The following is a 20,781-nucleotide window of genomic DNA, read 5'->3' on the forward strand; positions in this document are numbered from 1 at the left end:
ATTCCCTTACATCATCTTTGGCCTGTCCTATCGCTACAAAATGTGAGCGGCTACCTACATCAATACCGGCGGCATTAGGATTAATAATTTCCATTGAAACATTTTTCTTCACAAGCATTCTTTTTTAGTTTAAAAATGCTCTAAGGGAATGTATCTTTGACATGTAAATATTCTGATCGGGATGTCCAACTGGGGACTCACCACTGAAATCATCTCAAAGCCTTTTTGTTGTAGCAGAAAGGCTTTTTACATTCCAACCAGGATTACGCCCGTGCTATTACGCAACAGTCTTTAATCGGCCTTACAATAGAGCAAGGCAATATAATAATTATGCTGATGCACCAGTCAAACGTTAGCTTCGGAAATCATTTTTGGAGGAGCCGAAAAAGGAGGGATTACCGAGAACGTACAAGCATTTAAGCTGTGGCGGCAATAAAATTACTGAAGCCAGAATAAAGATATGACATCTGAACGGGTGGAGTTAGCGGCACAGTAGCAGATCCTAAACTCATTTTTATAGCTGCATTAAAAAGCAATGCATGCGGGGTCGTACTTTCTCATAATCACCATCAGGAAACCTAAAGCCCTCCAGACAAGATGAAGAGTTGACCAGGAAGATAAAAGAAGCCGGTGCTCCTCTCGGCATCAAAGTTTGGATCACATTGTTATTACTTCAGAAGCTTATTATTCATTTGCTGTTGATTTTAGATAACTGAAAGCTGTGGAGCATGTATCAAAAAAACAATTTCGTTCGATATGTCCAGTTCCTTTATTACATCTGTAATAATCTCTTGGGCGTCTATATCATCTTCTATAATCACAATTGGTCCTGACTTTACCACTTTTGTTCGGTTTTTTTCCACTCAAAACTAAATTAATCCGAAACAGGAAAGCTGAAAAAAAGATTAAAAATACAAGGAGTGGGTGATACTGCAAATCCTATCTTTCATCCCATATCCCTTCCCCATGTAAAGAAATCGAGAGGCTATCAAGTTAGGGTACTTCGACACCGAAGGTGAAGTAGTAGTTTCCCGAAAGTTCAAAATTGGTTATTTTTTGCCTTCACTTAAATCAAGGATGGCCTTTTCCATTCTTCTTTGCCGGGTTTCTTCTGTTTTTGCTTGTTCGATGGGCAAAACATATCGTTGTTGGTTGCTGTAGGAAAGTGCTTCAAAAAATTGTTTGGCTGTGGGGTTTTCATTCAGTAATTGTTGAAAGTAGGCCGGAACTTCTACCTCTCGAGGTTTTGTGTCAAGCTCTAATGTTACCTTTACTTTATCGCCCCCTTTAATACCTGTCTTGCTACGGATATCTGCACTTACACCAATCATAAATTTTCCGCTCATGACGGCAACGGTATTTCTGTATGTATAATCATCATTTAACGTAACTTCCACCGGCGGCTTTTTCCCTGCTCCCAATTCTTCGACAACTTCATTAGGAACGCAAATGCCTGTATTGTTTCCAATTTGCAGTATCGCAGTATCAAAACTTATTTTTTTTGTATCAGCCATAATTATAAATCTTTATTTCATGTTTTATTGTGTTTGAAGTTCAATCCATTCATAGTGGTTCGTGCAATCTCTCCAACCAAACCTTTGTACGATTGTAGCTTATTCATGATAGCGTGTCGTTGTTTTTATAAAATGTCTACAGAGGCAATTTAAATGAGGGATTCGAGTAAACATTGCTTTTTGTGTAAACATGTTTCAATAGAATTTCCAATTATCAGAACTCACGCGCTTACTGCGCTACCTTATTACTATGTATATTATTTATAATGTTAATACCGATTATAATTTTTATTGTTTAATTTTTCTATAACAAGTTTAAATTATATGGTATCGAATTTTACCAAATCTTTTAAAGGTATTAAGAAAGTTTAATGACTTGACATCGGGGTAATATTATATTTTTATTGGCATAAAACTAGTCTAAGAATGCAAATTACCTTTATAAAGACAATCGACGGTAGTTCCATTGAGTTCAACAGAATCTTATACCCCTTACGTTATTGCGTCATAAATAAAGAGCCCGATAGCAACGGTATGAAATATTTTTTCAGGAAAGGAGATACTGGCGAATGGAAACCGGATATGGACGAGTTGCCTGAGTGGATTAAAAAGATTTACCACCAAGTGCACCAATTAATTTTAGAAAATGAAAAAGACAGTGTTAGAGGATAGACGCTATTACATCTAATGTTTCCTGTTGCAGCTGTAGAAATTTTTTTAGCCTGTTTATACAATGGGCTTTTTTGGTTCTTTAGGGTTTCCTGCGGGCATTAAAAAGAACAAATACTAAAAGGCGGCCTCATACAACTTAATCTTGTGTAAGTGTGATGACATTTTTCCAATTGTAAGTAGAAGCTTCAACAGTTATTCCTGTTTTTCTGAGAACGGTAACTCCCCACCTAGATGTACTTCAACGAGTTAATATTTTGGCACGATTGTACCATTCGTATAAACAAATGCGCGGTATAACAGTAGAAGATTTTAACAACTACGATGATGCGAAACAAAAGTTTTTATTGTGCGATGCTGGAAAAGTGTCCGAGAATAAAGATGAACTGTTAACTATGAATTATGATATTGACAATATATTTATCGAGGTTAAAATTTACCGAATAGAAAAAAAGTACATCAAGGCATTTAGTTTAACCGGTTTGCCATCTACTTACGCTGCTCTCGTGTGGACGTATTTAAAATATACTGCACCTTAATTTATTAAAATTATCTACGAAAAGAACTTATTTTACTATGTTAATAGCCTCAATAATTGTCATGAAAGACGAAACCGAATTAGAAGCAATTACCGTTAACCCTGTGTTTAATTTTACAGATGATAATATGTTTTAAACACTTTTGGTCTTCCGTCTGTAGCCCCTTAATTGCGGCTTTTTAATTATTATCTACTATTATCTACGCTGTGCATCTTCTTAATATTGCTTTCTCCTTAGTTAAGAATTTCAAATTTAAAATTTACTCTTAGTTGTTAAATAGAAACTTGCCGTGTATTTTGTACGAGGCGGGGTAATAATCTATTTCAACAACGTTATAAAACAACGGTCGCTTTTTTTAAAAACTCCTCTCCTACTACGAAAATTAAAAATTACGCTTTAAAGGTTTATAGAAAACTATTTTAATTAATCTAATCATAAAAAACATCTATTGCATACGTTTCTTTTAAATATCTTATTAAACTAACTTAATACAACTATTAATATTTTTTTATAGCCACATAGGTTAAGCGAACGGATGAAATACGGTTACATCAAGGTCTGTAAGCAGGATTAGAACTACGATCAGCAACTGCCAGGTGTGATAAGATCATTTCCACAAAAATGAGCAGAACGAACAATGAATTGAAGAACGTTTCCTCTTAACTATATATTCGTCACCTTTCTACTCATCGTCGTGCCATAGGAAATGGAAATAAAGAAAGGATACTGACATTCAAAGGCAAATCTTACAAACAACCGGTTGGAATCGTGCCATGTTGAGGATTTTATGGTGCAAATATGGGTGCAAATAAAAAAGCACTTACAAAGATAATTTTATAAGTGCTTGATTTTCAAGTGACCGCGTTAGGATTCAAACTGTATTTTCAAATGCTTATCCAGCAAGGGTTTCAAAAGAACTTGTCGTTGTAGGTATCCTATTAAGGCACCTACAAATTAAATCAAATTTAGTTAGAAAAATCCCTTTCAAAATCACCTGCTGCAAAAATTTTTGTTTATGAAAGGAGACACGGGGGAAGATAACGAAAAATGTTCGCAGCCGCGGGCGACAGTAGTGACCCATCAATGACTGGGAGTAATAAGGTCAAATGCAACGCATTCTTCAATATCAAACAATGCAGGTAACAATCAGAAAGTCGAATTACTACGTTTATTGAAAAAAACAGTTTTTACTATTGGTGAAAAAGTTGGGGGATATCTGGCGAATTTATATATTACGCTATATTTGTTAGACTGACACTTAAACACCTACTTCCACACAACGATTAATTAATCATATGAAAAATATTAAACGTTATATTTCAATTGTTGGTTTTATATGTAGTTCTATCGTTTCGTCTGCTCAATACCCCGGTCAGTATGAGGGGAAAGAGAAAGTACAAGAGCAGGTACCGGTCAAAGCATATAGTTTCGATCTGCAGGATGTCACCTTATTAAAAAGCCCTTTTACGGAAAACAGGGATCGGGATGCACAGTGGTTGCTTGCACTGGAGAGTAAGAGACTGCTACATAGCTTTCGTGTAAACGCCGGCGTTGAAACCAATGCTAAACCCTTGGGCGGCTGGGAGGCATTGGATTGTGAACTGCGGGGGCATAGCATGGGACACATCTTATCTGGACTTGCTTTGATGTATGCTTCCACCAACGACGAAGCTTTCAGAAGGAAAGGAGATAGTCTGGTTACTGCCCTGGCTGAAGTGCAAACAGTGCTAAACCAGGATGGTTATTTAAGTGCTTTTCCACAATACTTCGTTGACCGTTGTATTGCGGGCAAGCCGGTATGGGCACCATGGTATACTATACACAAGATTATGGCAGGTATGATAGATATGTACCTTTACACGGGAAATCAGCAGGCATTGGATGTTGTAAATAAAATGTCCTCCTGGGCTTACAAAAAACTTTCGCCTTTAAGCAAGGAGCGGTTGGCTATAATGGAAAGAAATGAGTTTGGTGGCATGAGTGAATCTGCGTATAACCTGTATGCCATTACTGGCAATAAAGAGGATAAAGCCCTGTCTGAAATTTTTTACGACCAGAACGTTCTAGAACCACTTGCAAAAAAAGAAGACAAGCTGAATAAACTACATGCAAATACACAGATCCCGAAAATTATAGGTGAAGCCCGTGGATATGAATTGACCGGAACTGAAAAACAAAAAGATATAGCAAACTTCTTTTGGCAAACAGTCATTGACAATCATACCTATGCAACGGGAGGCAACAGTGATAATGAGCATTTTTTTGAACCCGGCAAGTTGTCTCAGCATCTGGGCGTTCGGACTACTGAATCCTGCAACACGTACAATATGCTAAAGCTCACTAAGCACCTCTTTACGTGGTCCGCAAATGAGCAATATGCTGATTATTACGAGCAGGCTTTATACAATCACATACTGGCTACACAAGATCCACAAACATCGATGGTGTCTTATTTTATGCCTTTCAAGCCAGGTTCATTTAAGGTGTACAGTACTGCAGATAGTTCTTTCTGGTGTTGTGTTGGCACCGGCTTCGAGAACCATGCAAAGTATGGAGAAGGCATTTATTATCATGATGACAACGGGGTGTTTGTAAATCTTTTTATTCCTTCAGAGTTAAATTGGAAGGACAAAAAAGTTAAGATCCGCCAGGAAACACGCTACCCTGAAGATGCTACCACAACATTAACGATGGAAGCACCAACAGATGTCGCACTATACATCCGTTATCCTTCATGGGCTGTCAACGGAGCAACCATTGCAATTAACGGAAAGAATGTTAAGGTTAATCAGAAGCCCGGCAGTTATATTGTATTAAACAGGAAATGGAAGGAAGGGGATAAAATCGGTATTACTTTTCCAATGTCGTTACGATTGGTAGGCACACCCGACAATCCTAACAAAGCTGCCATTGCCTACGGGCCTATTGTTTTGGCCGGGGCGATGGGAAAGGAAGGTATTGAAGCACCGGCTCCTTATGCCAAAGATCAGAACGATCTTAATAACTACCCTGTGCCTGATAATCTCGTTCATCAATTAAATACCGGAGGACGCACGGTAACAGAATGGCTGAAGCCGGCTAACAATGCTGAATCATTAACTTTTGTAACCAGTAGTACTGCGAATGGAAAAGAGATCAGTATGATACCGTATTATAAAATACATCATCAGCGTTATGTAATTTATTGGGATTTGAAGTAGATGAATTCCTGGCGAGTTGAATGGTTAAGCCATTGTTGATATATTAATTGTCCATCCCTTATCAATCAAAATCAATATTAAATTAAATTACAGCCAATGAGTCTTAAGACCTTCGTTCGTCTGTGCTTGCGCCAACGTTGTTTAAAGAGTAAAATCATTGGAATGAAGAACAGTACGGTTATTTTTTAGCCGGCCCTTACCTCCTGTAACAGTATCTCTTTACTGCCTTTCAAGAAATATTCAAATAAGGGAATGACATTCAGAAATATAAAAGAAAATTAAATCGCGTAATCTATAATGAAGAAATGTAAGAGTAGCCTATTGCTGGTGATTATAGTTGTTTTTTTATTGCCTCTTCAGGCGTTTAATCAAAACAATAAGCAAAGCAAAAAAACCACAAAGAAAGCAGCGTTCTATTCCGGCACCTATCGAAACCTTTTGCACGAGGCGGGGTACAGCCAGGCTGAGATTGATAAGAAAGTAGCCCAGGCTTATTCTGACGTCTTTGAGGGACCACACAAGGTCTACTTCGAGGTGGGTGATTCGATGGCTTATGTCTCCGACGTAAAAAACCACGATGCCCGTACTGAAGGACTTTCTTATGGAATGATGATAGCAGTTCAATTAAATAAGAAGGATGTTTTTGACCGCATCTGGCGCTGGTCGAAAAAGTACCTGCAACACCAGGAAGGACCAAGAGAGGCTTACTTCGCCTGGAGCATCAATCCGCAAACAATGAAGAAGAACTCTGAAGGCTCGGCTTCTGATGGTGAGCTGTATTTTGTAACCGATCTTTTGTTTGCTTCGAACCGCTGGGGCAATAACATCGGAATTAATTATTATGGCGAAGCCAGACGCATACTGGATGCGGCCTGGAAGAAAGATGGTACCGGAAACGTTTTCAACCTCATCAACACGCAGCACAAACAAATAACCTTTGTTCCTGAAGGAGATATGCACAACTGGACGGATCCTTCTTATCACTTACCCGCCTTTTATGAAATTTGGGCTAAATACGCTGAAGACGGTCATGAACAATTTTACATGGATTGTGCAGATACTTCCCGATCTTTCTTGCATAGAGCTTGCAATGCAGTAACAGGGCTGAATGCCGATTATACTGAGTTCAGTGGCGCACCACATCCTACACCATGGATGCCGGTAGGCTTCCGGTTCGACTCATGGCGTGTGCCTATGAACATTGCGATGGACTATAATTGGTTTGGTAAGGACAGAAGTTGGCAAGAGGATTACGCTAAACACTTTCAAAATTTTCTACTGTCGAAGGGCATTGACACTTTTGAGGACCAGTTTAACCTGGACGGCTCCCGTCCTGATACAATTCTGCAGGCTGGCGGATTTAAAAAGCTAAGACACTCGCTCGGGTTAGTAGGTACGGCGGCAACAGCCTCACTTGTCAGCAAGGAAAAGAATAGCCTGGATTTTGTACATGCACTTTGGAATGCCAAACTACAACCGTATGAAGACGGTTATTTCGACCCATATTACGATGGTTTATTGTATTTATTCAGCCTGATGCATTTAAGCGGCAAATACCAGGTCATCAAACCACAAGCACATTGACGTATTTAATAAAGTACAATTAAAAAGCACCAAACATGACGCAATAAATTCTCTCAGTGGCTATCTCACTACTATGTATTTTGTCAGCCAGTTCGCAACGTGTCAATAAACTCCGACAGGTTTTAATGTGTTAAAAGCAGAAATTCCTTGCGGAAAAATTGACACCGTTATGTATGATCCAAAAACCATGGGCACAAAACGGGAAGCATTAATTTACACGCCTCCCCGTTCAAAGATTGCTCTAACCGGAGACAGTGCGGAGGACCCCTTGCCGAAAATGAATGATAGCATTTTTCAATAAAGTTTTTTAGTGTTTAAATTAGATTTAACATTCGAAATAAAATGAAGATAAATTGGCTGTTTAAAAATTCTCAAATAATGAATGCACAAAAAGGATGGTTAATCGCGGCTGTTTTATTGCTCCTTTGTTCCTCTTCCTACAGCCAAAAACCAATTCGGTCAAATATTACCAGCGCCAAAGGATTAAAAGATTATTATCAGGATTATTTTCCAATTGGTGTTGCGGTTGCTCCCCGAATGCTGCATGGCGATGACTCTGCATTAATCCTTTCTCAGTTCAACAGTCTGACTGCCGAGAACGCAATGAAGATGGGGCCTATCCATCCCAGGGAGCATGAATATTACTGGAAAGATGCAGACTCTATTGCCACATTTGCAAAAAAACATGGAATGAGGTTGCGTGGTCATAATCTGTGTTGGCATTCCCAGGCTCCGTCATGGATGTTTGTAAATGAAAAAGGCGATACCGTTTCAAAACAAGTTTTACTGCAACGATTGAAGGAACACATAACAACGGTAGTAAATCGATACAAAGATGTTATCTATGGATGGGACGTTGTGAACGAAGCAATCGACGACAGAGACTCAGTTTTCTACCGGCAATCGGCATGGTATAAAATCTGTGGCGAAGATTTTATTGCCAAAGCGTTTGAATATGCACACGCTGCTGACCCAAAAGCAGTTCTCTTCTATAACGATTACAACACAGAAAATCCAAAGAAACGGGAGAAGATTTACCAGACGGTCAGAAAGTTGAAGGAGGCTGGTGTTGCTATCCATGGAGTGGGTTTGCAAGGTCACTGGTCACTCAATAACCCATCCCGGGAAGAATTGGAAAAATCTATACAAATGTTTTCCTCACTTGGTTTGCAAGTTCAGGTAACAGAAATGGATGTTTCAGTGTATGCAGGCCGTCAGGGTGGTCAGCTTATTCAGAATCAAAATCAGGCAGCTGCAACCTTCACTGGCGACATGGAGCAGCAGCAACGGGACAAGTACAAGATGGTGTTTGATGTTCTCCGGGAGAACAAAGGCAAGATATCGGGAGTAACATTCTGGAATGTCAGTGACAGCTACAGCTGGCTCGATGGCAGGGGCAGAAAAAATTATCCGTTGTTGTTTGATATGAACCGTCAACCGAAGAAAGCCTATTGGGATGTGGTCAACTTCGTTGAGACGAAATAGCATATTATTTATATTTCTATACTGTGCTGAAGAATATGTTCCTTAAGTGGTGTAGCTTTTAGACCTCAATCTCCATTTCCAGCAACGCGTAACTTAGGGTTTTGCCGTGTGTATCCATAACCAATGATGTAGTTACGCCACCGCCCAGTGCCTGCTGACAAACAAATTGTAAAGCAGCTATATTGGGCAGATCATATCGGATGATGTCGCCACGAACAATTTCTCTCAAATGCTCTTTTACTTTTTCTGCAGTTACCTCCCTGCATAGGAGTTCGAAATCTTTTTCATCATAAGGAATTAACGACAATGTAAGTGTATTTCCCTTGTCACCGGCCCGGCTATGGGCTATTTCGTAGAGCTTTTGTTTCATGTTGATTTTACTGTTACGGTTGCTTTAATTCGGTTGCGATCGATAAGTGTGGAGACAATACCTACTACTTCATTAACATATTTACGAACACCGCCGCCTCCTGCTGGACCATTCGTATAAAGTGCTTCCACCTCTTCACCAATCAGTGCTGCTTGGGCCGCTGTTGCAGCTTTTCCCGCTACTCTCAACCGGACTTCATAAGGATGACTATTTTCCCCAAGCGAAGGAGGATGCACAGAAGTGCAACCAATATAGTCAAGGCGCAGATCAGCGAACCTAGCTTGAATTCGCTTTCGAATAGTTTCACCAGCAAGTTGCGCCCGTTCCAGCGCGTACATACCAGCGTACGAAATTTCCCCTTCACCAACAAAGCCCGCTTTGTAACCTACACTCACTTTTAGTGTAACAGGTTTTTGTTTACCACCTCCACCATTTACGCTTACACAGTCGATTCCTTCGAGCTGCACGCCAACAGTTGTAAAATCAGCTACGACGTCAGGAGTAATATACTCGTGCGGGTTGGTGACTTCATATAGCAACTGCTCTTTTGTAGTAGCCAGATTGATGATGCCTCCGGTGTCTTCTACCTTGCTGATGGTAGCCTTACCATCCGCTCCTACATCTACAAATGGATGCCCTAATCTATCCATACCTTCAACCGGCTTTTTTACTGGGTCAGCAAAGTACCCCCCGGTAATTTGTCCTGCGCATTCCATTAAGTGTCCGATGACCGTTGCTTTTCCTATAATTTCTGTATTGTCTAGTGACCAACCAAGTTCTTTTACGAGAGGGGCAACAACCAGAGACGGATCCGCAACTCTACCTGTAATGATAATATCAGCCCCTGTTTGCAGGGCCGGCAAAATTGCATCAGCTCCTAAATAGGCATTAGCAGAAAGTATTTCACCTGATTGAGACAACGCCTTTCCGGTTTCCATCGCTGTTTCTTCTCCGGTAAGCATGTGCAATATATCGTCACCAGTTACTGCTGCCACTTTCACCGATAAACCTAATTGTTTTGCTATCTCGATTACCTTGTCTGCTGCTGCGATCGGATTGGCGGCACCCATATTCGTTAACAGCTTTACGTTGTGTTTTTTAAGTAAGGGCAACAAAAGTTCAATCCTTCTTTCAAGCATTGGATCATAGCCTTTTGTCGGGTCTGCAGCTTTTCGTTTTTGTGCCAATCCAATCGTTCGTTCTGCCAGGCATTCGAGCACTAAGTAATCGAGATTACCTTTTTCAACAAGAACGGCAGCCGGCTCGATTCTATCACCTGAAAACCCGGCGCCGCAACCAATTCTTACTTTTTGCTTCATCTTTATTTTTTTTAAATCAACCCTTTCTAGGAACAGCTCTGGCATTAGAAATCGCTATAGAAAAAATATAACAATGGCTGATAAGTGCAGCAGTTTCGTTGTCTACTTATCAACTAAGGAAGTGTTTAAAACACTAGTAGATCATTTCAACTTATTTTCATCCAGGCGAAAAAAACGAACAGCGTTGTTGAAAAAGATATCGCGTTTTTGATCGAAAGAAAGATAGTTCGCATTTTCAATTACCCCGATGGAAGTTTCAAGAAGCTTCGGCCATATCATAAGATCAGTGCCATACATAATTCTTTTTTCAAAACCAGCCTGTACCAGTCTTTTAATGTAATCGTTTACTTCTGCAAGGGGATAACTCCAAATCATACCAGCGACGTCTACATATACATAAGCGTTTGCACCCATCAGTGCAATCATTTCATCGATCATTGGATATCCTGCATGCATCACCCATACTTTAAGTTTTGGATGGCGTGCAAGTAAGTCTTCCAACAATAATGGATTTCCCATAGAGGCACGGTATTTTGGCGAGGAAATATTTGCCATACCATTTCCCCCCAGTACCCAAATGAATGCCTACTGGTATATTCAATTTTTCTGCAGCCCCAAAGTAGGCATCGAGTGAGGTGTCACTCGGGGACATGCCCTGGTACTGTGGTGCGACTTCGCCCATTACTTTATAAAAACCGGATGAAAGCGAATCCGTGAATGCCATTACTGTCATTTCTTTTGAAGCGCTGAGGGTAAGGGAAGGAATGACCCTGCCCGGCTCCGCTGCTTTTTGCCAGCGGCGAATAATAGACGCATCACCACTGGCAATAATTGTCATATTCAACCGCTTCATAGTAGCAATCAATGAGTCCTGGAATTCTTTATCTGACTTTGCTGCCTTAAGGGGTGTAGCACAATCTGTATTTATAAAAGAGGGCGGCGGCTGGTTGGGATCGCCTCCCGGCATATTGCTTAAAAACCAGGGGCACATATCTGCAGCAAAGGCAGGATTGACCTTCATTGCATGTACATGTACATCAATAATAGGCAGGTGCCTACTTTTTGCAGCATTCTGTGCATACATCTTTGCTGTCGACAATAACAATGCAATGGTAACAATAACGGAGCAAGTAATTTTTGTTCTCATATACGGAATTTAAAGTTATCATTTTAAGAAGTGGATAGGTAGCTTATATGTGAATAGATCCTGTTAAGAGTGCAATGATCGTCATTACGATTGTAGTGCCCCATGCCCACTTAAAAATAAACTTTTGATGGTCACCTAATTCTACTTCTGCCAAACCTATTAATAAAAAAGTAGAGGCAGTAAGCGGACTCAAAGGAAAGCCTACTGTCATTTGTCCTAATAGAGAAGCCCTGCCAATTTCAAGTGGATCCACCCCAAGCTGCGAACAGGTATGACTAAGTACTGGCACTACACCAAAATAATAAGCATCAGGCGTAAATAGTATACTTGCTGGCATACTGATAATAGCCGTAAGAACAGGTATGAACGAAGCATGTTCTTTCGGAATCAAATTAACCAAACCTGATGCCATCGCTGCTATCATTTTTGATTCTGTAAGAATACCTGAATACACACCGGCAGCAAATATTAAACTAGACACTAAAAAAATATTCGAAGCATGTGCTTTTAGTACCTTTTGCTGATCCGGGAGTTTGTTGTAATTAATCATTAGTGCAACAACAGCCGCAATAACAAATAAAACCGGTGCAGGCACCACGCCTATTAACAGTGCAGTAATAAGCGATATGGTTAATATAGCATTAATGAGAATCAATTTAGGTCTACGCAAAGCTTTTTGATCTTCGGTTAGATTTTCCCTGTGCTCATAATCAAATTGAATGATGCCAATACGTTTTCTTTCCCTCTTTCCAAAAATGTAGGCTACAAACAACACCCAAACCAAGCCACCCAACATTGCAGGAATATTTGGATTAAACATGTGTACCGCGTCTGTATTTAGCGTTGACATTGCTCTTACTGATGTACCTGACCACGGCACCAGGTGCATAGGTCCTACGCTCAGGGCTACAATGCCAGCTAGTATCAGCCTGTTAATTCCTAGTCGTTTATAGATGGGCAAAAAAGTAGAAAGCACGATCATAAAAGTAGCCGTGCCATCACCATCTAAATGAACAAGCATGGTAAGTACAGCTGTACCTACAATAACCTTTAGTGGGTCGCCCTTTACAGAACGCACAATGATGGCAATAACCGGATCAAACAAACCGACATCGAGCATCACTGAAAAATATAAGACCGCAAACATTAAAAGAATTCCGGTAGGCGCAACTTGCTTTATACCAGCCAAAGACATGGCTCCGATTTCTTTATAACTAAAACCGGCAACAAAAGCAATAATAACAGGAACTAACACCAAAGCTGTTATCACAGACAAACGCTTTGTCATGATAACGACGAGAAAAATAATGATAGTAACTACGCCATAAACTGCAAGCATAAGCAGGAAGTTAGTTTACATACGATCCATTTTCTTTAAAAACCTTTGAGAAAAACAAAGCATGGAATGGCAGCGAATTCTGCCAATAATCCCATGTATGCGAACCAGGTCGTTCTGAATAATCATGGGGGGTGCTATTAAAGACTAGCCTTCTATGCAACTCACGGTTAGCTTCAATTAAAAAATCTTCAGTGCCATCATCAAAAATCAGTTTGATGTTTGCAGCTTTTATTTTGTCGGCCATGTTTATTACAGACGCATCAGCATATGCCTGTCGGTTTGTCTCAAGCGGTCCTAAAATTTTTTCGAATTCTTTTCTGATACCTTTTTCCATATCCGGCGCCATCTTCCAGGCCTGCATGTCAGGGTTTAAGGCTCCGCTCATACTGCCAGCCGCGCAGAACAAATCAGGATGACGTGCAGATAAACACAATGCACCATAACCACCCATGGATAAGCCGGTAATGGCTCTTCCCTTTCTGTCTTTTATGGTATGGTACGTGTTGTCGATCTTCTCCACCACTTCTTTACTGATATAGGTTTCAAACTGACTTTCCTTATTTACAGGGCTATTAAGGTAATAACTGAAGACTTCACCTTCGGGCATCACAACAATCATGTTATATTGATCCGCCAGTCTCTGGATCAAAGTTTTTTCGGGAGTCTTTCTTATCCAGTCGTCAAAATGTCCATAGCCGCCATGTAGTAAGTACAGTACGGGATAAGTTGTGGTATTAGATGCATACGAAGCGGGCAAAACAATAACTGCCTTATACGTTTTATTCATAACATTGCTTCGAATTGCAATTGTGTCAACAGTTGCTGCAAACGTTTTTATAGTCAGAAACAGGAGAATAGTTAAGTATACCAGAGACTTTCTCATATAAATTGAGTTACCGTTTTTAATGATTTATTCAAACTCCAAATAGTCAGCAAAGAAGGGAAGCATCTCGTTAAGTACCCTTCCATCTGTTGTCCAGATCTTATTTACATGCGTTCCTATGTATTCTTCAGCATAATGCTCTATCCCGTGGTTCTCTAATGCCTGGCTGAACATACCACATTGCACAGGAAAGCGCGGCGAGTCGTTTCTACCCCAATCCAATTTTATCGCTTTTAATTTTTTTAGATTCGATGCATATTGGTCTACCATGTACAATGGCATGTTAGCTTGCCATTTTTTGTAAACTACCGTATCTACCACGAGGCTATCGCCAATGTAATTAAAAGGAAGGTCTATGTAAAACGGCGGCTTGTTAGGATTAGGAGACCACGCTGACGCGCAAGCTGCAATGACTTTAGGGTAATAAGATTTGTCTAAATCAGCCTTGGTTTTAATAGCAGCGAGTTGTTTATAAGAGTCACTATTAGGCCCGAACTCTTTTACAAAAGCAAGTAACCCGGGGCTAAGGGCATACACGCAACTAAAAACATCAGGGTAAAGCATTGCGATTTTCAATGCACCGTAGCCGCCCATGGAATGACCACCTATACCCCGTGAATTTCGGTTTGCAATAGTTTTGAAATTTTTATCAACGTAAGCGACTAACTCCTTTGCCTCAAAATCGCTCCAGTTGCCTATTGATGACGAATTACTATAAAAACTTCCACCAAGCGCAGTGTAGTTGTCGGCGATAACTAAAATGTAAGGACGGATTTTGTTTCTTGCAATGCCCAAATCAAGAATGCTTTTCATGTTAGGCGCAATGCTATCGGTGCCGCCGAACCCGTGTAGATAGTAAATAACAGGATAACGTTTTTTCGACTGTTCGTAACCCGGCGGCAGGTATACCGAGATTTTCCTGTTGGGATTTTCTCCCGAGGTATTTTTTAAGTAAGTGGAGTTAAGGATCCTCGTAATCACCGTGCCGGAAGAAATTTGGCTTTCAGCGTCATATACCGAAGCTAGTAGTAATATGAGAACAACGAATCTTTTCATATAGGGCAAAAGTTGGTTAAAAATGGTCGTTAGAAGTTAAGGTTTCCAGCTATTTATTTTAGATGTCGTTTACTCCCACACTTGTAGTGTCAAATGTACGTTTTAATTGAAATTGCACTAATTATTTTGGAATATAGAGTAGCTAGTGGTGCATATACTTTCTCCTATTACCTGCGAACGAGACCGGCGGTAAATTGAAATAGTTTCGGCCTCAGCAATGTGATTGAATATTGCAAAGACAAAAGTGCTTTGAAGGATATTATTTATGTGGGTAGTGGATTGATAAAAACTAAGTAGAATGCCTTGCTCCATGAGTTTAAGAATGTCACGGTTTGTACGAGAAGCAGCTGTTCCCGCTATTGATTTGATGTTATTTAATTAACCCGAACACATATTTGTATCTTTCCCTATGCTGTTACAGTTAGAAAATAGCCAACAGGACGATCAATAAGCTGATAGCTTTTGCAAAACAAAATCCTTTGAAATTATCGATTGTTGATGATAGTGACGAGTACCATCTACTAGCAGGCCTTTTAATAATGATAAGATCGCTGAATTAATTGAAAGTAGCCGAACCGGCGGTGCTATTTCTATGCATGATGATTATGCTTTGATCGCAAGAAGTATAATGCAGATTAATTATACAAAGAACGTATTTGCAACATTAGCCCTTCTTGTAAATATATTGAAGCTTTTAGTACCCAGGGCGCAGGGGGTAGGATGGTTTAATCGGTACGAAGCATTTTTAGAAAATAAATTTTGCCCTTAGACTTTGTATTAACTCAACTTTTGATAAATTAAATCTCCCTTGCATCCATTTTAATGACTGGCTGATTGCATTTTCTATTCGTAAAAGTTTTATACTCGTAGTGGCTATATTACACCCCAAGAATTGTTGACCAACGACTCGCAATTTTTATCTGCTTTCCTTCGCTTTTGCTTTCAGCTCTTCGGCCTCTCTTTCTTTTTCACCCGCAAGTCGAAGCAGTTTGAATTGTTCAGCGATGCGATCTTCTTGCTGTATTGTTGTAATTTTTACGGAATCAGGATTGAAATTGTAAGAGCTGTCCATGTAGTAAAATATCCTCGACAGATTCTTACCTGCGGTAATTTTCAGTGCCCTGTATTTGATGTCGTTTGCTTCAGATTGCTTTTTATCGTTGCAGGTATTAATCCATCCCATTAACAGTAAGACAGAACTGATAAATAATGCTAAAGCAAGCCATAAGCTTTTATGTAAATGCAAATGGTACGTAACCTCAGTTTTTATCGGCGCATCTTTTTTTGACAGAGATGAATCAAGCCGCAATAAAATCTCATTTGCGCGTTCGTTGCTTATCTGGACACCTTGCGAAGTATTTTTTAACTCATTTCGGAACCCCTTTAGTTCATTCAATACAGCCTGGCGTGCTTCATCATCTAATGTTAGAGGTTGGTGCTTTAATAAAGCAGTCTCAATGGCCTCAAGTTTGTCTACAATTGCCTGCAATACTATCTCACTCATCTCAATTCATTTTTAAGTTATAAATGGAGGCTTTTTGATTTCTTTTTGCGTTTCCTGATTAGAAGTTGATTAGGTACCTGCTCATATTTAGTGTCGGGCTGAGTCAGTGCGTTTATTAGACTATTCTCCTTCGAATACTGAACTTCGTTTTTAACTTTCCCTGGAGTATTATTAGCATAAAAAGGTGAGTGTCGAGGTGTTTGTTTCACTTGTTGCTCTAATGTTCTCTGCAAATTCTTGATCGAAAAGTTTCTGTCCACTTCACTGCCTTTGTACTTGTATTCGCCAATCTTGAAACTAATCCCTTGCAGTTCGGTTGTCTGTCCCTTGTATTTAAATAGTGTCTCTATACCCTGTTTTTGCAATTGATTCTTCAAGTCATTCAGATCCGTGCATCTTGCTTTTGTTGCAGAAATAGCCTTGAAAACGGCGTATCTGTTTGCTTCTTTTTCATTTAATCTATCAAGATGAATTAGGTCTAAATTTTTAGTAACTGCTTCTTTTAATCCATATTGTTTAGTTAGTTGTTGGGCTACTTTTTTGCCTTTTAATCCTATCCAGTTGTCTTTAATTGTTTTCCCTTGATTGTTTACCAAATTTGCAATCACATGCACGTGTGGATGCTCTTTATCGCAATGTTTTGTGATGGCAACTTGAGTATCTATTATGCCTAATTTTTTCAGGTATTCTCGGGCAATCTGAGCCATCTTTTCATCATGAATCTTTTCCCCAGGGTAGAAGCTGAGTATGGCATGAAAAACGGCCTTATGTAGTGAGGGTCTTAGGGCTTGCTGCTCTTCAAAATCTGATGCCATAAGTTTGCAGTCATGTCCGCGAACACCTTCCACATATAGTACTATAGCCCTGGTTTGATCGGCACAAACATATGGACATACTCCGCTAAAAGAGCTACCTGTAATAACCTTGCTAATCATTTTTTAAACCGTTGTAAGAGTTCGTCAAACTGGTTTCTATAAGTTTCAAAAACTAACAATGCTTTCAACAATCCTTCCTTGTGTGCTTTTATTGTTAGCTGGTTTAAGTTATTTGCAATTCCTAGGGCAGTCCTAATTAATTGCCTTTCTTCATTAGTCAGCCTTGCAACGACTTGTCCATTTAAAGCCATTTGTCGTATGTAGACGCTAATCCCTAATCCTGCTTTAGCAGCCTTCTGTTTTACAACAAAATGTTCAACTTTCGAGAACCGCACACCCGTTACCGTATCTTTTTTTATGGCTTGCTTTGGCCGTCCTCCACCGTGTTTCATTTGTTCTGCTTCACTTTCCATAATCATGCTTTTTTCTTATGCGACCAACGGGATGCAGAAGCAAGCCAGGGTTTTTGTGCAACAAAAACACCGCTTGCTTTTCTTTAGACATTGTAAGTACCTAAGCTGCCGGTAACCCGTTTTTGATCCTTGCATAGTTTGACAATACATTCATTTAGATCTTTATAGACTGCATAGAATTTGCTTTTAGCAGGAAATTTTGCTGATCTCTTTTTAGCCACCCATAGTGCATTTTTTTAACATCGTTATCTTCGTGGACGCGCAGGCAACCTGGTTATGTTTTTCCATTAATAACAAGCTCCTGTCAAGGAATAAAAGTGAGTTTAGCATAAGAAAATTTGTCATTGAACGAGGATGTTATTGATGTAATCGTGATAGCTCAAGTAATCAAAAAAAGACCCCAAAAACACTGATATTATTGGCCTTTTTATCCACGTATGTAATCCACTTTGGCTAGCTGCTTCCCTTAAAACATTGGTTCCTTAATTTATATCCTCCTGCTATATTTTTAAAGCCGATTGCCGTATAAATTTTACCACTAAAACTGTATGGAACGTCGCCGCAATAACTACTTTGCAATGCCTTCGACAATCATTTTTTTGCAGGTGGCAGCACAGTAATGGTTTGGTGACACGATGTTTTTCGCCTATTATTTTACTAGCCGTTTCAGTGATATCTGCTTGAAAGAAAACCTTATTTTAAAGCCTCTGATACGGCGATTTTACAAACTATTTCTATAGTTGATTTTGCGGGTGAAAAAGAAGATGAATGTAACTCGAGCTAGGGTCAATGAATTTCAAACAGAGTTTATTACTGCCTGTTGGTCTTTCCTGCTTCGAGTAGTTGTTGTATTTCTTCGTAGTCGTAATAATGCACTCCGCCTATTTTAGTATAAGGAATGACACCCGAAGTTTTAAGAGTCTGTAAAGTGCCAGGAGAAATTTTTAAAAGTCGTCTCACTTCATGAGACTTCAGCCACTTTTTTGTTGTTATACCTGGTGCTGGCTTTAGTACCCTCAACAACTCTTCTAATAATTGTTTTTTAAATTCCACTAAATCATCAACAGTTATAAGTTGATGAGCGAAGATTTTCCTAGGATAAGTATCCTCTACTGTTTTTCTGAATGCTCTTTCCATTACACCTCATTTTTTATTTCAAAATTTTATATAGTCCACTACGCTAATTCATGTTTTTAAAATAGTTTTAGTGCTTCGACCTTCAGATTGTTTAATGTCAATTAGTCTCAATTTTATTTACGTTCTTAATCTTAATAATCAAGCAACTATTTGAAACACTTTAATAGGAAGACGAAATTAGATACTAGAGGTAGCTCAAACAATCCTGTTCAAATTTTAAACAGGAGAGAAAAGTTAGCGCCTTTAACCTTGCAGAAGATGTTGACGTAGGAGCTAATTCAAATGAATATTAAAAAGAGTGGGCGTAGAAGCAATTGCGAGTTGTATTAAAATGCTGATGAACATGTTAGGCAAAATGGTAGCGTGGCGGAGAAAAGCGAATGACACGCATAAAACAACAATCATTCCTGATTATGAACAAAAAGCGTAGAAACAGAAATTACTTTTGGAAGTGATAGCGTTGATAACGTTTTCTTGCATAAAGAAGTTGTGGGAATGAGGGAGAAGATGAAGTGGAGCTTCGTGAGACACAAACAAGCTTACTGGATGCATAACAGTTAAGCTTTGCTAAAGTGATTTCGGGGTAGAATAACGACTAAATAAGTGTATGCGAGGCTTTGAAAAACTTTAATTCAAAGCCTAAAATGTTTTTGAAAAGAAAGATAATTGGCACATCAGTAACAAAAATGGTACGCTTTTCCCTACTTCCGCACCGCCTCTCTCACCTTTGGTGCAATCTTCGTCCCAAAGATTTCGATAGATTTCATCATTGTTTGATGTGACGGTCCACCAACATCCATGTGTGCTGAGAAGCGGGTAAGGCCAAACATCTCAAACATGTGAAGTATTTTATCGATAGCTTCATTAGCATCGCCAATGATAAGATGACCTTGTGGTGAGCGCCCCTGTTCAAACTGTTGCTTTGTGTATGCTGGCCATCCTCTTTGCCTTCCAATGCGGTTCATTTGCGCTGCATATGTTGGATAGTACTCGTCTGCGATTTGCCTGCTATTCTCGCCAAAAAACGAATGTATATGTACACCTACTTGTAGTGTTTCAACACTGTGACCAAAATGCTGAAGTGCTTTTCTGTAATAGTCGAATAGCGGCTTGAATTGTGAGGGGTTTCCGCCAATAATAGCAAAAATTACAGGCAGGTTAAACTTTGCCGCTCTAACTACCGACTCCGGTGTGCCGCCAACAGCCACCCAAATATCTAATGCGTCATTCACTGCACGTGGTAGTACCTGCTGGTTCTCCAATGCCGGCCGGAACTTGCCTTTCCATGTTACATTGGGCTGCTTATTGATCTGCAAGAGCAGCTCCAGTTTCTCCTCAAACAACTCGTTGTAATGTTGCAGGTCGTAACCAAATAATGGAAAGGACTCGGTAAAACTTCCGCGACCTACCATCAGTTCAGCTCGCCCATTGCTAATCAGGTCAACCGTAGCAAAACTCTGGTACAACCGCACGGGATCAGACGAACTTAATACAGAAACAGCGCTTCCCAGTTTAATGTTCTTTGTTACGGTTGCTGCTGCAGCCAATAAAATCTCAGGCGTTGAGACTGCATAATCGGGACGGTGATGCTCACCTATGCCAAAAAAATCAAGGCCTACCTCATCCATCAATTTGATCTCTTCTATTAATTCCTGCATCCGCTGCTGTGCAGGCTGCACCTCACCCTTACTATTTATGTGCAGATCTCCAAACATTCCAACCCCTAATTCCATACTAATGATTTTTA

At 39.8% G+C, this 20,781-nt stretch carries 20 protein-coding genes and 1 pseudogene; 7 read left to right on the plus strand and 14 right to left on the minus strand.

Translation table 11 applies throughout. The features are described 5' to 3' along the window. The first annotated feature begins 516 nt into the window (after positions 1-516). A pseudogene (locus tag B154_RS31895) lies at positions 517-716 on the plus strand (JAB domain-containing protein). Here B154_RS31895 and B154_RS32480 read toward each other — a convergent pair. Both B154_RS32480 and B154_RS0116070 read right to left on the minus strand, forming a co-directional pair. Next, positions 705-863 (minus strand): hypothetical protein, encoded by a 159-nt coding sequence (locus B154_RS32480; RefSeq protein ID WP_157580817.1) that lies wholly within the window; start codon positions 861-863, stop codon positions 705-707. The pseudogene B154_RS31895 and the gene B154_RS32480 overlap by 12 nt on opposite strands. A 186-nt stretch (positions 864-1,049) precedes the next feature. After that, the gene (locus B154_RS0116070) at positions 1,050-1,514 is read right to left on the minus strand and encodes a YdeI/OmpD-associated family protein (protein WP_018615278.1); all 465 of its coding nucleotides are present in this window, start codon (positions 1,512-1,514) and stop codon (positions 1,050-1,052) included. Positions 1,515-1,940: 426 nt separating this feature from the next. On the opposite strand from B154_RS0116070, the gene B154_RS0116075 reads away from it, so the two are divergent. From B154_RS0116075 to B154_RS0116105, 5 genes are all read left to right on the plus strand, one after another. Further along, positions 1,941-2,186, plus strand: coding sequence for a hypothetical protein (locus tag B154_RS0116075; RefSeq protein WP_018615279.1), 246 nt, complete (start codon positions 1,941-1,943; stop codon positions 2,184-2,186). Positions 2,187-2,470: 284 nt separating this feature from the next. Then, complete coding sequence (locus tag B154_RS0116080; protein WP_018615280.1) at positions 2,471-2,722, plus strand: hypothetical protein; 252 nt, start codon at positions 2,471-2,473, stop codon at positions 2,720-2,722. Positions 2,723-4,017: 1,295 nt separating this feature from the next. Next, positions 4,018-5,922, plus strand: a complete 1,905-nt coding sequence (locus tag B154_RS0116090) for a glycoside hydrolase family 127 protein (protein ID WP_018615282.1) — start codon at positions 4,018-4,020, stop codon at positions 5,920-5,922. 297 nt (positions 5,923-6,219) lie between these two features. Next, entirely contained in the window at positions 6,220-7,506 is a 1,287-nt protein-coding gene (locus tag B154_RS0116095) for a family 8 glycosyl hydrolase (RefSeq protein ID WP_018615283.1), read from the plus strand. Positions 7,507-7,884: 378 nt separating this feature from the next. Beyond that, positions 7,885-8,991 (plus strand): endo-1,4-beta-xylanase, encoded by a 1,107-nt coding sequence (locus tag B154_RS0116105; RefSeq protein WP_018615285.1) that lies wholly within the window; start codon positions 7,885-7,887, stop codon positions 8,989-8,991. A 58-nt stretch (positions 8,992-9,049) separates the two neighbouring features. Here the strand turns inward: B154_RS0116105 and B154_RS0116110 are convergent, their stop codons facing one another. The 11 genes from B154_RS0116110 to B154_RS0116165 form a co-directional block, all read right to left on the minus strand. Continuing rightward, positions 9,050-9,361: an AtuA-related protein gene (locus B154_RS0116110; RefSeq protein WP_018615286.1), complete on the minus strand. Its 312-nt coding sequence runs from the start codon at positions 9,359-9,361 to the stop codon at positions 9,050-9,052. After that, complete coding sequence (locus tag B154_RS0116115; RefSeq protein ID WP_018615287.1) at positions 9,358-10,680, minus strand: acyclic terpene utilization AtuA family protein; 1,323 nt, start codon at positions 10,678-10,680, stop codon at positions 9,358-9,360. Before B154_RS0116115 ends, B154_RS0116110 begins: the two co-directional genes overlap by 4 nt. A gap of 141 nt (positions 10,681-10,821) precedes the next feature. Beyond that, entirely contained in the window at positions 10,822-11,199 is a 378-nt protein-coding gene (locus B154_RS33120; protein WP_211217508.1) for an amidohydrolase family protein, read from the minus strand. Further along, positions 11,147-11,827 carry a hypothetical protein gene (locus B154_RS30220; RefSeq protein WP_211217509.1) on the minus strand — a complete coding sequence of 227 codons (681 nt, stop codon included), beginning with the start codon at positions 11,825-11,827 and terminating at the stop codon, positions 11,147-11,149. Before B154_RS30220 ends, B154_RS33120 begins: the two co-directional genes overlap by 53 nt. Positions 11,828-11,870: 43 nt before the next feature. Next, a complete protein-coding gene (locus B154_RS0116125; protein WP_018615288.1) occupies positions 11,871-13,166 on the minus strand; it encodes a CitMHS family transporter in 1,296 nt (431 codons plus the stop codon). Between the two features lie 10 nt (positions 13,167-13,176). Continuing rightward, positions 13,177-14,049: an alpha/beta hydrolase gene (locus B154_RS0116130; RefSeq protein WP_018615289.1), complete on the minus strand. Its 873-nt coding sequence runs from the start codon at positions 14,047-14,049 to the stop codon at positions 13,177-13,179. 27 nt (positions 14,050-14,076) lie between these two features. Beyond that, positions 14,077-15,105, minus strand: coding sequence for an alpha/beta hydrolase (locus B154_RS0116135; protein WP_018615290.1), 1,029 nt, complete (start codon positions 15,103-15,105; stop codon positions 14,077-14,079). Between the two features lie 916 nt (positions 15,106-16,021). After that, a complete protein-coding gene (locus B154_RS0116145) occupies positions 16,022-16,609 on the minus strand; it encodes a hypothetical protein (RefSeq protein WP_018615293.1) in 588 nt (195 codons plus the stop codon). A gap of 17 nt (positions 16,610-16,626) precedes the next feature. Beyond that, positions 16,627-17,544, minus strand: a complete 918-nt coding sequence (locus B154_RS28815) for a relaxase/mobilization nuclease domain-containing protein (protein ID WP_018615295.1) — start codon at positions 17,542-17,544, stop codon at positions 16,627-16,629. Continuing rightward, positions 17,541-17,897, minus strand: a complete 357-nt coding sequence (locus B154_RS28820; protein WP_018615297.1) for a plasmid mobilization protein — start codon at positions 17,895-17,897, stop codon at positions 17,541-17,543. The genes B154_RS28815 and B154_RS28820 overlap by 4 nt, the downstream gene beginning before the upstream one ends. 810 nt (positions 17,898-18,707) lie before the next feature. Then, complete coding sequence (locus B154_RS0116165) at positions 18,708-19,034, minus strand: helix-turn-helix domain-containing protein (RefSeq protein ID WP_018615302.1); 327 nt, start codon at positions 19,032-19,034, stop codon at positions 18,708-18,710. Positions 19,035-19,332: 298 nt separating this feature from the next. On the opposite strand from B154_RS0116165, the gene B154_RS33640 reads away from it, so the two are divergent. Continuing rightward, positions 19,333-19,464, plus strand: coding sequence for a hypothetical protein (locus B154_RS33640; protein ID WP_018615304.1), 132 nt, complete (start codon positions 19,333-19,335; stop codon positions 19,462-19,464). Between the two features lie 271 nt (positions 19,465-19,735). Here the strand turns inward: B154_RS33640 and B154_RS0116175 are convergent, their stop codons facing one another. Further along, the gene (locus B154_RS0116175; protein WP_018615306.1) at positions 19,736-20,767 is read right to left on the minus strand and encodes an LLM class flavin-dependent oxidoreductase; all 1,032 of its coding nucleotides are present in this window, start codon (positions 20,765-20,767) and stop codon (positions 19,736-19,738) included. Positions 20,768-20,781: the final 14 nt, after the last annotated feature.

Source organism: Segetibacter koreensis DSM 18137 (assembly GCF_000374045.1).
Taxonomy (GTDB): domain Bacteria; phylum Bacteroidota; class Bacteroidia; order Chitinophagales; family Chitinophagaceae; genus Segetibacter; species Segetibacter koreensis.

Coding starts and splice junctions, on each gene's coding strand:
- B154_RS0116070 (WP_018615278.1), bottom strand. CDS start 1,514: ATGGCTGATACAAAAAAAATAAGTTTTGATACTGCGATACTGCAAATT.
- B154_RS0116075 (WP_018615279.1), top strand. CDS start 1,941: ATGCAAATTACCTTTATAAAGACAATCGACGGTAGTTCCATTGAGTTC.
- B154_RS0116080 (WP_018615280.1), top strand. CDS start 2,471: ATGCGCGGTATAACAGTAGAAGATTTTAACAACTACGATGATGCGAAA.
- B154_RS0116090 (WP_018615282.1), top strand. CDS start 4,018: ATGAAAAATATTAAACGTTATATTTCAATTGTTGGTTTTATATGTAGT.
- B154_RS0116095 (WP_018615283.1), top strand. CDS start 6,220: ATGAAGAAATGTAAGAGTAGCCTATTGCTGGTGATTATAGTTGTTTTT.
- B154_RS0116105 (WP_018615285.1), top strand. CDS start 7,885: ATGAATGCACAAAAAGGATGGTTAATCGCGGCTGTTTTATTGCTCCTT.
- B154_RS0116110 (WP_018615286.1), bottom strand. CDS start 9,361: ATGAAACAAAAGCTCTACGAAATAGCCCATAGCCGGGCCGGTGACAAG.
- B154_RS0116115 (WP_018615287.1), bottom strand. CDS start 10,680: ATGAAGCAAAAAGTAAGAATTGGTTGCGGCGCCGGGTTTTCAGGTGAT.
- B154_RS33120 (WP_211217508.1), bottom strand. CDS start 11,199: ATGGGAAATCCATTATTGTTGGAAGACTTACTTGCACGCCATCCAAAA.
- B154_RS30220 (WP_211217509.1), bottom strand. CDS start 11,827: ATGAGAACAAAAATTACTTGCTCCGTTATTGTTACCATTGCATTGTTA.
- B154_RS0116125 (WP_018615288.1), bottom strand. CDS start 13,166: ATGCTTGCAGTTTATGGCGTAGTTACTATCATTATTTTTCTCGTCGTT.
- B154_RS0116130 (WP_018615289.1), bottom strand. CDS start 14,049: ATGAGAAAGTCTCTGGTATACTTAACTATTCTCCTGTTTCTGACTATA.
- B154_RS0116135 (WP_018615290.1), bottom strand. CDS start 15,105: ATGAAAAGATTCGTTGTTCTCATATTACTACTAGCTTCGGTATATGAC.
- B154_RS0116145 (WP_018615293.1), bottom strand. CDS start 16,609: ATGAGTGAGATAGTATTGCAGGCAATTGTAGACAAACTTGAGGCCATT.
- B154_RS28815 (WP_018615295.1), bottom strand. CDS start 17,544: ATGATTAGCAAGGTTATTACAGGTAGCTCTTTTAGCGGAGTATGTCCA.
- B154_RS28820 (WP_018615297.1), bottom strand. CDS start 17,897: ATGGAAAGTGAAGCAGAACAAATGAAACACGGTGGAGGACGGCCAAAG.
- B154_RS0116165 (WP_018615302.1), bottom strand. CDS start 19,034: ATGGAAAGAGCATTCAGAAAAACAGTAGAGGATACTTATCCTAGGAAA.
- B154_RS0116175 (WP_018615306.1), bottom strand. CDS start 20,767: ATGGAATTAGGGGTTGGAATGTTTGGAGATCTGCACATAAATAGTAAG.